At 69.0% G+C, this 13,693-nt stretch carries 7 protein-coding genes and 3 pseudogenes; 8 read left to right on the top strand and 2 right to left on the bottom strand.

Annotated features, from left to right (window positions below):
- Positions 1-45: 45 nt before the first annotated feature.
- The 8 genes and pseudogenes from OG946_RS31920 to OG946_RS31890 all read left to right on the top strand — a co-directional run.
- Positions 46-1,368, top strand: coding sequence for an extracellular solute-binding protein (locus tag OG946_RS31920; RefSeq protein ID WP_326799412.1), 1,323 nt, complete (start codon positions 46-48; stop codon positions 1,366-1,368).
- The gene (locus tag OG946_RS31915; RefSeq protein WP_326799411.1) at positions 1,365-2,267 is read left to right on the top strand and encodes a carbohydrate ABC transporter permease; all 903 of its coding nucleotides are present in this window, start codon (positions 1,365-1,367) and stop codon (positions 2,265-2,267) included. The genes OG946_RS31920 and OG946_RS31915 overlap by 4 nt, the downstream gene beginning before the upstream one ends.
- Position 2,268: 1 nt before the next feature.
- Positions 2,269-3,162: a carbohydrate ABC transporter permease gene (locus OG946_RS31910; RefSeq protein WP_326799410.1), complete on the top strand. Its 894-nt coding sequence runs from the start codon at positions 2,269-2,271 to the stop codon at positions 3,160-3,162.
- Positions 3,159-3,284 (top strand): annotated as a pseudogene (locus OG946_RS36260) (hypothetical protein); the annotation flags it as partial. The gene OG946_RS31910 and the pseudogene OG946_RS36260, both read left to right, overlap by 4 nt.
- Before the next feature lie 34 nt (positions 3,285-3,318).
- A pseudogene (locus OG946_RS31905) lies at positions 3,319-4,041 on the top strand (glycoside hydrolase family 43 protein); the annotation flags it as partial.
- Positions 4,042-4,186: 145 nt separating this feature from the next.
- Positions 4,187-5,521, top strand: a complete 1,335-nt coding sequence (locus tag OG946_RS31900; protein ID WP_442814543.1) for a ricin-type beta-trefoil lectin domain protein — start codon at positions 4,187-4,189, stop codon at positions 5,519-5,521.
- Between the two features lie 107 nt (positions 5,522-5,628).
- Positions 5,629-6,192, top strand: coding sequence for a DJ-1/PfpI family protein (locus OG946_RS31895; protein ID WP_326799409.1), 564 nt, complete (start codon positions 5,629-5,631; stop codon positions 6,190-6,192).
- Between the two features lie 230 nt (positions 6,193-6,422).
- A pseudogene (locus tag OG946_RS31890) lies at positions 6,423-8,552 on the top strand (ThuA domain-containing protein); the annotation flags it as partial.
- A gap of 130 nt (positions 8,553-8,682) precedes the next feature.
- On the opposite strand, the gene OG946_RS31885 reads toward OG946_RS31890, so the two are convergent.
- Both OG946_RS31885 and OG946_RS31880 read right to left on the bottom strand, forming a co-directional pair.
- Positions 8,683-12,687: a ThuA domain-containing protein gene (locus OG946_RS31885; protein WP_326799408.1), complete on the bottom strand. Its 4,005-nt coding sequence runs from the start codon at positions 12,685-12,687 to the stop codon at positions 8,683-8,685.
- 110 nt (positions 12,688-12,797) lie between these two features.
- A complete protein-coding gene (locus OG946_RS31880) occupies positions 12,798-13,676 on the bottom strand; it encodes a sugar phosphate isomerase/epimerase family protein (RefSeq protein ID WP_326799407.1) in 879 nt (292 codons plus the stop codon).
- Between the last annotated feature and the right edge of the window lie 17 nt (positions 13,677-13,693).

Raw genomic sequence — 13,693 nt, 5'->3', positions numbered from 1 at the left:
CATGGCCCGCCGGAAGCTGACGGCCCTCTAGTGCGGAGAACACACATGGAGATCCACCTATCTCGTCGTACCCTCCTCGGCCTGGCGGCCGGTGTGCCGGCCTCCGCGGCGCTCGCCGCCTGCGGCTCATCCGGTCCCGGCAAGGGCGGTGGCGGCGGCACAGCCACGTACTGGCACCTGAGCGGGCAGCCTCAGGAAGGCGTCAGGACCGGAGCGGTGGAGCGGTTCAACGAGGCCGCTTCCCAAGGGCGGATCGAGGTCACCACCTTCGAGAACGACGCGTACAAGACGAAGATCAAGACCGCCATCGGGGCCGGGAAGGCGCCCACCATCATCTGGGGGTGGGGCGGTGGCACGCTGCGCAGCTACGTGCAGGCCGGCCAGGTCGACGACCTCACCCCGTGGTTCGACGAGAATCCCGAGGTCAAGAACCGGCTCTTTCCGTCCTCGTTCGGCGCGGCGACCGTCGACGGCAGGATCTACGCGATGCCGTTCGAGAGCGTCGAGCCGATCGTCCTGTTCTACAACAAGAGGGTCTTCGACGACGTCGGCGTGGAGCCGCCCCAGTCCTGGGACGACATCATGGCCCTAGTGCCCGAGTTCAACGCGGAGGGCATAGCGCCGTTCTCCCTCGGCGGCCAGTCCCGGTGGACGAACATGATGTGGCTGGAGTTCCTGTTCGACCGCATCGGCGGCCCCGAGGTGTTCCAGGCCGTCTTCGACGGCGAAAAGGACGCCTGGTCCCACCCGGCCGCCATCGACGCGCTGACCAAGGTGCAGGACCTGATCAAGGCGGACGGATTCATCAAGGGCTTCTCCTCGATCACCGCGGACTCCAACGCCGACCAGGCGCTCCTCTACACCGGCAAGGCCGCGATGATGCTGCACGGCTCCTGGTCGTACGGCATCCAGCAGACCGAGGGCGGAGACTTCGTCTCCGGCGGCGGCCTCGGCTTCATGAACTTCCCGCCCGTCGAAGGCGGCAAAGGCGATCCGGGCAACTCCGTCGGCAACCCCGCCCAGTACCTGTCCATCTCCTCGAAGGCCAGTGCCGAGCAGAAGAAGATCGCAAAGGACTTCTTCGCCACCGGCGTCCTCACGGACGACGAGGTCAAGGAGTGGATCGACACCGGGGCGGTGCCGATCGCGAAGGGCTCGGAGAAGCTGCTGGCCGCATCCGAGAGCGCCGAGTTCCTGCAGTTCGTCTACGGCATCGCCAGCAACGCGAAGACGTTCGGCCAGTCCTGGGACCAGGCGCTCAGCCCGACGGCCGCCGAGACGCTGCTGGACAACATCGCCAGGCTGTTCCAGTTGTCCATCTCGCCACAGCAGTTCACCGACAACCTCAACGAGGTCATCGGCAAGTGAGCACCCTCACCGGTTCTACGGGGCGCAGGGACCGGCGCGGCATCCTGCCCTGGCTGGCCGTGCCGGCGCTGCTGTTCTTCGTCGGCTTCGCCGTCATCCCGCTCGTCGGCGTCCTCCTGCTGAGCTTCACGACCTGGGACGGCATCGGCGGCATCCACCCGTCCGGGCTGACCAGTTGGCGTGCGGTGCTCACCGACCCCGGGCTGCCGCACGCCCTTTGGGTGACGTTCCTGGTGATGGCCGTGTCCTGGGCGGTTCAGACACCGGCGAGCATTCTGCTCGGCACGTTCCTCGCCGGCCGCCAGCGCTACCGCGCGGTGCTGAGCCTGGTCTACTTCGTCCCGCTCCTGCTCAGCTCCGCGGCGATCGCGGTCGCGTACAAGGCGCTGCTGGACCCCAACTTCGGGCTGGGCGCCGGGCTGGGGACCGAGTGGCTCAGCAAGGACTGGCTGGGGCGCCCGTGGCTCGCGTTCGGCGTCGTCGTCTTCATCGTCTCCTGGCAGTTCATCCCGTTCCACTCGCTGATCTACCAGGGGGGCGTCCAGCAGATCCCCCGGTCGCTGTACGAGGCCGCGGCGCTGGACGGCGCCGGACGGATCCGCCAGTTCTTCAGCATCACGCTGCCTCAGCTCAAATACACCATCATCACCTCGTCGACGCTGATGGTGATCGGGTCGCTCACCTTTTTCGACCTCATCTTCGTCCTGACCGAGGGCGGCCCCGGAGACGCCACCCGGGTCCTCGCGCTGGACATGTACAAACGGGGCTTCCAGGCCAACCTGATGGGGCCGGCCAGCGCCATCGCGGTCGTCCTCGTCCTCATGGGTCTCGCCATCGCCCTGCTGCTGCGCCGGCTCGGAGGCCGGGACGCCGGTGAGAGCCAGCTCGAGGGAGCCTGACATGACCGCCACGCTGACCGAGCCGCAACCGCAGAAGACCACCCCGCGCGAGCGGCGGCAACGCCCCGGTCCGAGCGCCCCCCGGCGCAACTGGCTCGGCGGTCTGGCCGGATGGCTCTGGCTCGCCGTCGTCGTCGTGCCCCTCTACTGGATCCTCATCACCAGCCTCAAGGCCCAGAGCAACTACTACGCGAGCAACCCGCTGGCGCCGCCGAGCGAGCCCACCCTGGACAACTACGAGCTGGTCCTGGAGTCCGACTTCCTCAGCTACTTCGTGAACAGCGTCGTGGTCACCGCGGGCGCCGTGGTGCCGGCGGTGACGGTCTCCTTCATGGCGGCCTACGCCATCGTGCGCGGCTGGCGCATGCGGTTCCTGCGCGTGGTGAACGGGCTGTTCCTCATGGGCCTCGCCATCCCGCTGCAGGCGACGGCGATCCCGGTCTATCTGATCATCATCAAGCTGCATCTGTACGACAGCCTGCTGGCCCTGATCCTGCCGTCGATCGCCTTCGCCATCCCGCTGTCCGTGCTGATCCTCGCCAACTTCATCCGGGACGTGCCCAAGGAGCTGTTCGACTCGATGCGGGTGGACGGGGCCACCGAGTGGGGAACACTGTGGCGCCTGGCGGCGCCGCTCACCCGGCCGGCCATCCTCACCGTGACCATCTTCAACGCGCTGACCATCTGGAACGGATTCCTGCTGCCGCTGATCCTCACCCAGAGCCCTTCCCAGCGGACGTTGCCGCTCGCACTGTGGACCTTCCAGGGCGAGTACGGGGTCAACATCCCCGCGGTCCTGGCAGCCGTCGTCCTCACCACCCTGCCCCTGATCGTCCTGTACGCCTTCGGCCGCCGGCAGTTGCTCAGCGGTCTGACCGCCGGATTCAGCCGGTGAGCCCGACCGGCCGGCTCCGCTCCACGGCGCCCGGCGGTTCGAGCGGAACACCTCCTGTGCGTACGTACGACAACCCGGTGATCAGCGGGTGCCACCCCGATCCGAGCGTGTGCCGGGTCGGCGGCGACTACTACCTGGTGTGCTCCAGCTTCGAGTACTTCCCCGGAGTGGACCGAGGACGGCTGGCCCGTCGTCGCACCCGTTCCCGAGAGCCACACGGCACCGGGCGGTGCCTGGCACCCCGTTCCGGCCCTGCCCACCCGCGACGACTTCGACGTGCCCGCTCTCGCGCCGCACTGGGTCTCCCCGTTCGCCCGCCCTGAGGGCTCCTGGTCGCTCACGTCGCGCCCCGGCTGGCTGGCGCTCGACGCCACCGGCGCCACCCTCGACCGCCCCGGCTACACGTTCGTCGGCCGCCGCCAGCAGCACCACGACTGCCGCGTCACCGCCGCGATCGACCCGGGCGCGGGACGCGGCGGCCCCAGCGTGCGCCTGGACGAGGCCCACCACTACGAACTGGAGGTCGGGAACGGAGAGGCCGGTGTCGTCGCCCGCATCGGTCCACTGCGCCAGACCGCGGCCAGCCGACCGGTCCCGCCCGGGCCGCTGACCCTCACCGTCGCGATCCGCACGTCCCGCCTCGTGCCCGCGTCGCCCGAACTCACCGGTGCCGCGGCCACCGGACCGGACACCATCGCCTTCTGGCTCGGCGATCCCGGCGCCCCGGGCGCCCGGCTCCTCGCCGAACTGAACGGGCGCTACCTGTCCACCGAGACCGCCTGCGGCTTCACCGGCCGCGTGATCGGGATGTACGCCACCGAAGGCACGGTCGCCTTCGACTGGTTCGAGCACACCCCGGCTTCGCCGCCCTCCTCTTGACCTGATGCGCCGGCCTTTCGGCGCCGGCCGATCCGTTTACAGCCCGGATGAGGAGCGCTAACCTTGGGAGCGCTCCCAAACGTATGACGTCTGCTGGCCGGCACGCACACGGGCGACCCACGCCCCGACGGAAAGGGAGAAACAGATGAGATACAGATCCCTCTTGATATCCCTTGTGGCTGCGGCACTTGTCGTCATGGCCGCTCCCGGCACGGCGCTGAGCAGCAGTCGCGACGCAGGCACGTCGCCCACGAGTGTGGGTGCGGCCGCCCCGACCGCCGGATGCGGCCAGGCTCCGACGCTGACCAGCGGTACGCACACGATCTCCAGCAGCGGCCAGAACCGCAGCTACATCCTCAGGATCCCCGCCGACTACGACAACACCCACCCCTACCGGTTGATCTTCGGAATGCACTGGCTGGGCGGCACCGCCAACGATGTCGACTCGGGTGGATCCGATGGGTACAACTGGTCCTATTACGGACTCAGGCGCCTGGCGGACAGCACGAACAACGGCACGATCTTCGTGGCGCCCCAGGGCCTCAACAACGGCTGGGCCAACTCCGGCGGTCAGGACGTGACCCTCGTCGACGACATACTCCGGGAGATCGAGGCGGGCCTGTGCGTCGACACGGCACAGGTCTTCTCCGCGGGTTTCAGCTACGGCGGCGCGATGTCGTACGCCCTCGCCTGCGGCCGGGCGACGGTCTTCCGCGCGGTGGCGGTCTACTCCGGCGCGAACCTCAGCGGCTGCAGCGGCGGTACGCAGCCCGTCGCGTACATGGGGCTCCACGGCCTCAGGGACAACGTGCTGCCCATCTCTTCGGGACGAGGGCTGCGCGACACGTTCGTCAGGAACAACGGCTGTACCCAGCAGAACCCGCCCGAGCCGGGGCAAGGGAGCCTGACGCACATCGTCACCGCCTACTCGGGGTGCAAGAGCGGGTATCCCGTCGTATGGGCCGCGTTCGACGGAGGTCACGACCCCGGCCCCATTGACGGGTCCACCGGTGGCGGCTGGCGGACCTGGACGTCGGGAGAGGTGTGGAAGTTCTTCACCCAGTTCGACTCGTCCACGCCCCCCACGCCCGCCGGCGGGCAGATCCTGGGCGGGCAGTCAGGTCGCTGTATCGACATCCCCGACTCCACCACGGCCAACGGCACCCAGGCGCAACTGTGGGACTGCCACGGCGGCACCAACCAGCGGTGGACCTACACCGCCGGCAAGCAACTCATGATCTACGGCAGCAAGTGTCTGGACGCCTCCGGGGCGGGGACCGGCAATGGCACGGCCGTGGTGATCTGGGACTGCCACGGGCAGACGAACCAGCAGTGGAACATCAACGCCAACGGCACCATCACGGGACTGCAGTCGGGGTTGTGTCTCGATGCCAGCGGCACGAACACCGCCAACGGAACGAGGATCCAGCTGTGGAGCTGCGGCGGCGGAGCCAACCAGCAGTGGAGTCTGCAGAGCTGACACACGCTCTCGGGGCCAGGCACCCGCCGTGCCCGGCCCCGAAGCGGGCCAACACCCGAGGGGACAGGACGTACGCGCGATCAGGACTGCCGAGAACCGGAGGAACGATGAAGAAGGTGCTTGTGCTCGTCGGCGACGCGGCCGAGGAACTGGACGCGATGTACCCGATCTTCCGTATGCGCGAGGCGGGCTATCAGGCGGACGTCGCGGCGTTGACGCGTAGGGACGTACAACTGGTGATCCACGATTTCGAGCCGGACTCCGACGCGTACACGGAGAAGAACGGGCGCAGGCTCCCCGTCGACCTGGCCTTCTCGGAGGTCGATCCGACGGGGTACGCGGGCTTGGTCATCCCCGGTGGTCGTGCTCCTGAGTACATCCGCCTCGACGCCGACGTCCGTCGCATCACGGAGTACTTCTTCGCCCGGAACCTGCCCGTGGGCACGGTGTGCCACGGACCGCAGGTGCCGGCGGCCTACGGCCTCCTGAAGGGTCGCAAGACGGCTGCGTTCGGGCCCCTGGCCGCGGACATGGAGAACGCCGGCGCGACGGTCGTCGACGAGCCCGACGTCGTCGACGGGAACATGGTCTCCTGCCGGGGCTGGCCGGATCTGCCGGAGTGGTCACGGGCGTTCGTGTCGGTTCTCGAACGCTCCGCCGGCCCTGCCTGACCGCCGGCGCATGAGCTTTCCCGTGGGTGGCGGCGGAGCTGCACCGGCTCCTGACGACCTTCCTGGAGGAACCATGGACGACTTCGCGATCCCGCGCACACGCACCCGGGTGATCTGACGCGCCTGCCCTCAGAACGCGGTCGACGCCCGGACCCATCCGCTTGCGAAAGACACCTTCCCTTCTCCGACCGGCAATGCCGGAGCCGCATTCCACTCGAGAGGCCCCCCACATGAAGGAACGACACCGCACACGCCCACGCACCCTCGTGGCGCTGGCCATGGCGCCACTGCTCGCGGCCGGCGCCCTGACGGCGACCGCGTCCCACGCCGAGGCCGCCGAGGCCCGGGTCCTGCTGTTCACCAGGGCCGTCGGCTACGTCCACGCCTCCATACCGGCCGGCATCCGGATGTTCCGGGAGGAGGCGGCCGAGCAGGACATCGAGCTTGTCCAGACCGACGACCCGGCCGTCTTCAACGACGCCGAACTCGCCGGGTTCGAAGCCGTCGTCATGCTCCAGAACTCCGGCATGGTCTGGGACACCGCCGAACAGCGTCAGGCCATGCAGGACTACGTCACCGGCGGCGGCGGCGTGGTGGCCATCCACAACACCCTCGACGCGGGCATCGAGGGTGAGTTCCCCTGGTGGGACGAGACCATCAACGGCGGCGCGCACATGCCCGCCCACGCCGCCGGCATCCAGAACGGCACCGTCCACGTCGAGGACCCGGACCACCCCTCCACCCAGGATCTCCCCGCGTCCTGGACCAGGCCCGAGGAGTGGTACAACTTCGCCCCGAACCCGCGGCCGAACGTCCACGTGCTCGCCACCGTCGACGAGTCGACCTACGACCCGGGCGAGTTCGCGATGGGCGACGACCACCCCATCTCCTGGTGCAGCGTCGACTCCGGCGGGAAGGTCTGGGCCACCGCCATGGGACACGATGCCGCCGCCTACGCGGAGGAGGACTTCCGCAAGCACGTGATGGGCGGCGTGCAGTGGGCGACGGGCAACCAGCCGGGAGAGTGCGGGGAGCCCGCACCCGACCAGGCCACCTTCGAGAAGGTGACGCTCGACGACGGCACCCTCGATCCCATGGAGCTGGACGTCGCACCTGACGGCCGTGTGATCTACATCCAGCGCGGCGGCGCGGTGCGCATCTTCGACCCGGCGACCCGGTCCACCACGACCGCCGGAAACCTCAAGGTGTACACCGGCGGTGAGGACGGGCTCATCGGACTGGCCCTCGACCCCGGCTTCGCCACCAACAACAAGATCTACCTCAACTACTCCCCCGCCGACAGCGCGGCAGACGTCAACAGAGTGTCCGGCTTCACCCTGCGGGGGAACACTCTGGATCTGTCGAGCGAGCAGAAGGTGATCGACATCCCCGCCTACCGGGACCGGACCTACCCGGAGCCCGGCCACACCGGCGGCAGCCTGGAGTTCGGCCCGGACGGCACCCTCTACATCGGCACGGGCGACGACACTGCGCCCAACCTCGACCCGGCCTGGCGGGGCTACGCCCCACTGGACTGGCGCGCGGGTCATGAGATGCAGGACTCGGCGCGCACGGCCGGCAACACCAACGACCTGCGTGGCAAGATCCTGCGCGTCCAGCCCGCCAACGGCGGCGGATACACCATCCCCGACGGCAACCTCTTCCCGGTGGGAACGGCGAACACCCGCCCCGAGGTCTACGCCATGGGCTTCCGCAACCCCTTCCGCTTCTCCGTGGACCCCGCCACCGGCGCCGTACACATGGCCGACTACGGCCCCGACCGCCACGGCACCACCGACAACCGCGGCCCCGCGGGAATGGGCGAGTACAACGTCATCACCGAGCCGGGCAACTACGGCTGGCCCTTCTGCCACGGCAACAACGAGCCCTACGCTCCGTACAACCCCGACAACGGCCGGGTCGGCCCGAAGTTCGACTGCGCCAACCCCGTCAACGAGTCCCCCAACAACACCGGTCTCACCGAGCTGCCGCCCGTCCAGAAGCCCGACATGTGGTATGGCTACGACGCCTCACCGGAGTTCCCCGAACTCGGCACGGGCGGTATCGCCCCGATGGCCGGACCCGTCTACCGCTTCGACGCCGGCAACCCTTCCAGCACCAAGTTCCCGCAGTCGTTCGACGGCTCGGCGTTCTTCTACGAGTGGGACCGCAACTTCATCAAGGAGATCCGCTTCGACGGGAGCGGCGACCCGGGGGCCGTCAACGCATTCATGTCCGGCACCAGGTTCATCAGGCCGATGGACATGACGTTCGGCCCGGACGGCGCGCTCTACCTCCTGGAGTGGGGCAGCTCCTTCGGGGGCGGCAACAACGACTCCGGCCTCTCTCGCATCGACTACCGAGGGGCCGCAAGCGCCGGAGCCTAGGGTGCCGGCCGGCTGGCCGGCACCCTCGCTCCACCCAGCAGTCGGGCGGCCCGGCGGCTCTCGCCGGGCCGCCCTGGTGTGCGGGTTGAGCCGAGTCCGCGGCCTACGCGGCGTTGCCGATCTCGCTGCGGGCGGCGGCACGCCTGATGTCACGGGCTTCCGGCCCGGTGATCACCCCGTCGTCCATGAGCGCGGCAGTCACCTCCCGTACGTGCCCGCGGAATTCGCCCGGGCTGCTCCACGGCTGTTCGTCCAGGATGCGGTCGTTGATCGTGCATCCGCCGCCGGCCTCGTAGTTCGTCACCCCGCTGTCGACGTCGCCGACGACCACCGTCGCCCGCGGATCGGGAGTGGCGCACTCCCCCGGCTGGCTTGCGGACGTGCCGAACTCCATCCAGTTGACCCGCACCTGACCATCCGGGAAGACGAGGTGCAGCGGGAACGTACCCTCGGTCGGCTTCAGGTCCAGCGTCACGTTCTGCCAGGTTGCGGCGGCCTCGGCGAGCACGATGCGCGCGTCGTTGCCCTGTCCGGACGTGTCCACGGCCGTGGCGCCGTCCTTCTCGTCGAACTGGTACCAGGCGACGTCGCCGCCACCGGCGTCGCCGCCGGGGCCGGCGGTCAGCGACCGGATCTCGTTCTGCGTCAGGGCCCGGTCGAAGACGTTGAAGTCGTCGACAGCGCCGTTGAGCAGCGGGTCCGCCGTCCACTGGGAGTCGCCGATCCAGTTCTGCGTGGTGGGGCCCAGATCCGACGGGTTCAACGTGATGTTGTCATTGGTTCCGATCGGCTCTCCGTTCAGGTACAGCGTTCCCGTCGTGCCCGACAGCGTGACCGCGACGTGCTGCCAGCCGTCGGTGGGCAGCGGCTGCGAGCCGTCGATCTGCTGCTCGCCGGAGCCGGTCGTGATCGCGAATCTGAGGTTGCCGCTGCCGCCGGCGCTCGGCGTCAGGAACATGTTGTTGTCGGTGCCGGAGCCGAAGTCGAAGACGCGGGCCCATGTCTGGTCGCCGGACCAGTTCACCCACGCGGAGGCGGTGAAGTCCTCGGCATCCTCGACGATTCCCGTGGGCAGCTCCACCTTCTCCAGCTGACCGGACCCGTTGAGCCGGACGGCGCTGCCGAAGCCCTCCGGGCCGCCGGACCGCGGCACCTCGACGCTGCCCTCGATCTGCGCGCTGCCCAGCAGCTCGCCGTCGGGCGCACCGCGCCGTACCTCGACCGTGGCGTCCCCGGCCGCCGCCGCACGGAGCGTCACATCGCCGACGCCGTCGAGGTTGTAGGGGTCGTACGACGCCCAGGCGCCACCCCCGGCGGTGATCGCCTCACCGCCTCCGGTCTCCTCGTCGTTCGCGCCGCTGACGCCGACCCCCGACGAGTCGCTGAAGTGCTCGACCTCCTTTCGCGTCTGCTGCAGGAAGTGCGTCACCCCGCCGGTGAGCGCGGGGGCACCGGCCTCGCCACCGAGGTCGGTGTAGCCGGCCGTCACCGTCAGCGCGATGTCCGCGGCTTCGCCGTGGTCCGCGTCGGTCTGGGTGGCGAGTACGCCTTCGCACCCGTTCTGCACCTCGCCCGGATGCACGTGCGCGTTGCCGCCCTCATCGTGGTAGAGCCCTTGCTGGACGGTCACGCGCTCGCAGTCGATCGCGTCGCCTGAGCCGTCCTCGGCGTCCGACACCGAGACTCTGAAGGGGATCTCGTCGCCCCAGTCGAAGACCTGGCCGTTGTGCGGCAGCTCGATGGTCACCTCGGGACGGGTGTTCCCCGCGGTGATCGTGATGTTGGAGCTGCTGGAACGTCCCGACGGGTCGCTGACCGTGAGTTGCGCGGTGTACTCGCCGGGCTCGGTGTAGGTGTGGGTCGGGTCGGGTTCGTCCGATGTCGTGCCGTCACCGAGGTCCCAGGCGTACGTCAGTTCGTCGCCGTCCGGGTCGTGGCTGCCCTCGCTGGAGAAGGCGACGTCCAGCGGAGCGGGCCCGGAGTCCTTGTCGACGGCGGCCTTCGCGACCGGGGTGCGTGCACCCTTGGTGTAGTTGATCTTGTAGAGGCCGGAGTCCGGGTTGACGTTCGCCCCGCCGTAGTTGAAGTCCATGCCCCACTCGATCAGGTACATCGCCCCGTCCGGCCCGAACTCCATGTCGTGCGGGCTGCGGAAGAGGGTGTTCGGCATGAACTGCTCGAAGCTCTTGTAGTTTCCGTTCTCGTCCAGTCGGAGCGCGCCGATCCACTTGCGCGACCATTCCATGACGAAGACCGCGTCGTCGTAGTACTCCGGGAACTGCCCGTCTCCCAGCAGTTCCGGGTCGTAGTGGTACACGTCGCCGGCGTACGCGGAGCGCCCGCCGCCCTGGGGGAGCTCCGGGAACTGCGGCGACTGCCCGTACGGGTACCAGACGAAGGCGTCCTTGGCCGGCGGGACGGTGTCCAGGCCGGTGTTGAACGGGGACGTGTTGGCGGGGCCGTTCTCGCAGTCGAAGGACTCACCCGGGGTGCCGGAGGCGAAGTCCCACTCGCGGTACGCCTGGTTGTCGGCGATGCAGTACGGCCAGCCGTAGTTGCCGGCCTCGCGGATCTGGTTCCACTCGTCGTAGCCGCGCGGGCCGCGGTCGGCGTTGTCGCTGCCAGCGTCGGGACCGACCTCGCCGGCGTAGACCCAGCCGGTCTCGTCGTCGACGGCGATCCGGAACGGGTTGCGGTGGCCCATCGTGTAGATCTCGGGCCGTGTCTTCTCTGTGCCGGGTGGGAACAGGTTGCCCTCCGGGACCGAGTAGGTGCCGTCGTCCTCGGGTCTGATCCGAAGGATCTTGCCGCGCAGGTCGTTGGTGTTGCCGGAGGTGCGCCGCGCGTCGTAGGAGTGCTTGGCGTCCTCGCTGGTCTGCTCGTCGTGGACGCGCCCGTCGATCGGGGCGAAGCCGTCCGAGGCGAAGTGCGCGGTGTCGTCCCCGGTGGAGATGAAGAGGTTGCCGTCGGGGCCGAACCGCATCGAGCCGGCGGAGTGGCAGCACACCTCCCGCTGGTGCGGGATCTCAAGGAGGACCTTTTCGGATTCCATGTCCAGGGTGTCGCCGTCGGCGGTGAATCTGGAGACGTGCTGTACCTCGGGCGATGGTGCGCTGTAGAAGAGGTAGACCCACCGGTTCGTCTCGAAGTCGGGATCGAGGGCTATGCCCAGCAGGCCGTTCTCGTTGCCGCGGTGGACCGGGATCTGTGCGGCGACTTTCACGGCGCCGTTCTCTGGGTCGTAGAGCTTCACCGTGCCGCCCAGCTCGACGTAGAAGACACGCCCGTCGGGGGCGACGGCGAGCTCCATCGGGTTGGCGGTGTTGTCGTCCAGCGCGACCTTCTCGAAGGAAGACTCCGTAGGGGGCCCTTCGCGCGGCTCACCGCAGTCGCCTTCGGCGGCGCCCGCCGCCCACTGGATGCCGCCGAGGAGGTGCCGGCGCAACTGCGGCTCGTCGTAGTGTTCCGGCTGGTGGCCCAGCGCGGTGTACCAGGTCCGGCCGCCGTCGTAGTTGGAGCACCAGGCGATCGGGTGGTCGTCGCCCATGGCGTCCGGTCCCGGTTTGTACGTCGACTCGTCCAGCGTGGCGAGGACGTGGACGTTCTCACGGGGGTTGGCGGTGAAGTTGTACCACTCGTCCTCGCGGACCCAGGCGGCCGGCAGTCCGGCGGTCGACGGATGTGCGGGGTCCTCTATCCGTACGGTCGCCTCCTGGAACTGGTCGGCGCCGGAGGGGTGGCTCTTGAAGAACGCGCCGCCCATGAGATCGGACCACCAGGGCCAGTCCGTCTTGTCCATGTTCGACGACGAGTGCAGCCCGACGAATCCTCCGCCGCGCTGGATGTAGCGCTCGAACGCGTGCCGCTGCCCGGTGTCGAGGGTTTTCTCACCGTCGGTGAAGAAGGCGATGGCCTCGTACCGCGCCAGCCCTTCGTCGGTGAAGACCGAGGCATCCTGTGTCTCGGTCACGGTGAAGCCGTTTTCCTGGCCGAGCTGTTCGACGGCCGCGAGGGCGGACGGGATCGAGTCGTGCCGGAAGCCGGTCGTCTTGTGGAAGAACAGCACGTCGTATTCCTGCTCGGCGTCCTGTGCCGCGCTGGTGGCCATTCCTGGAAGGAACGAGACCAGGAAAGCCATCACCACCGTGAACAGGGCATATCTATGGCGTTGTCGCATGGTCCTCTCCGTCGCTTCGTGGCGAGTGCAGACAGAAGAAATCAAGGGGTGCGGTGGCGCCCGGCGGACAGCCCGGCGAGGAAGGACAGCCCGTCGACGGCGATCGCGTCCTGGCTCGGCGCCAGTGCCCGCCAGATCGAGGCGGCCGTCGCGATCGTCTCGTTGTCGCCGGTGAACGACTCGATCACGAGCGGCCCCCGGTAGCCGGCCTCGTCGAGCGCGGTGAGGATGCCCGGCCAGTCGAGGTGGTCCGCGCCCGGAGCACCCCGGTCGTTGGCGCATACCTGGACGTGGGCGATCCGGTCGCCCGCCCTCCGGATGGCCGCCGGGATGTCCTGCTCCTCGATGTTCATGTGGTAGACGTCCAGGGCCACACCGCAGCCTTCGGCCGGCAGCCCGGCCAGCGCGTCCAGTGTCTGGTCGACGGTGTTGACCACGCTCGTCTCGTACCGGTTGAGGGGCTCGACCGCCACGGTGACGCCCGCCGCACGCGCATGCTCGACCACCGGGGCGAGGCCGTCCCGCACCTGCTCGTAACAGGCCCGCCGCTCCGCGTCGTCCATCCGCCAGGTGCGCCCCACCGAGGCGTAGAGCGGGCCCGCGACGACCGGCGAGGACACGGTGGCCGACGCGTCGACCACGCGCCGCAGGAGATCCTGCGTGGCGGCGATCGTCTCCCCGCCGGCCGCTACCAGCTCGCGCCCCGGTCCCATCGCCACGACGAGGGTGGCGGACAGGCCGAGCGAGTCGAGCAGCTTCGCCGCCCGGCCGGGATCCCAGTCGCCGACGTTCTCCACCGGGAGCTCGATCACGTCGAAGCCCCACTCCCGTACGCGGGGAGCCAGCTCGGCCAGCCGGCGGTCCGTCAGGGGCGAGGTCCACACCCAGGTGTTGACCCCGAACGTCCTTGTCGCCTTCATCGGTTCTCCCATCGCGA

Source organism: Streptomyces sp. NBC_01808 (assembly GCF_035917395.1).
Classification (GTDB): Bacteria; Actinomycetota; Actinomycetes; order Streptomycetales; family Streptomycetaceae; genus Streptomyces.
Note: the sequence above shows the minus strand (reverse complement) of the source record. Positions and strands in the feature narration are given on the sequence as shown.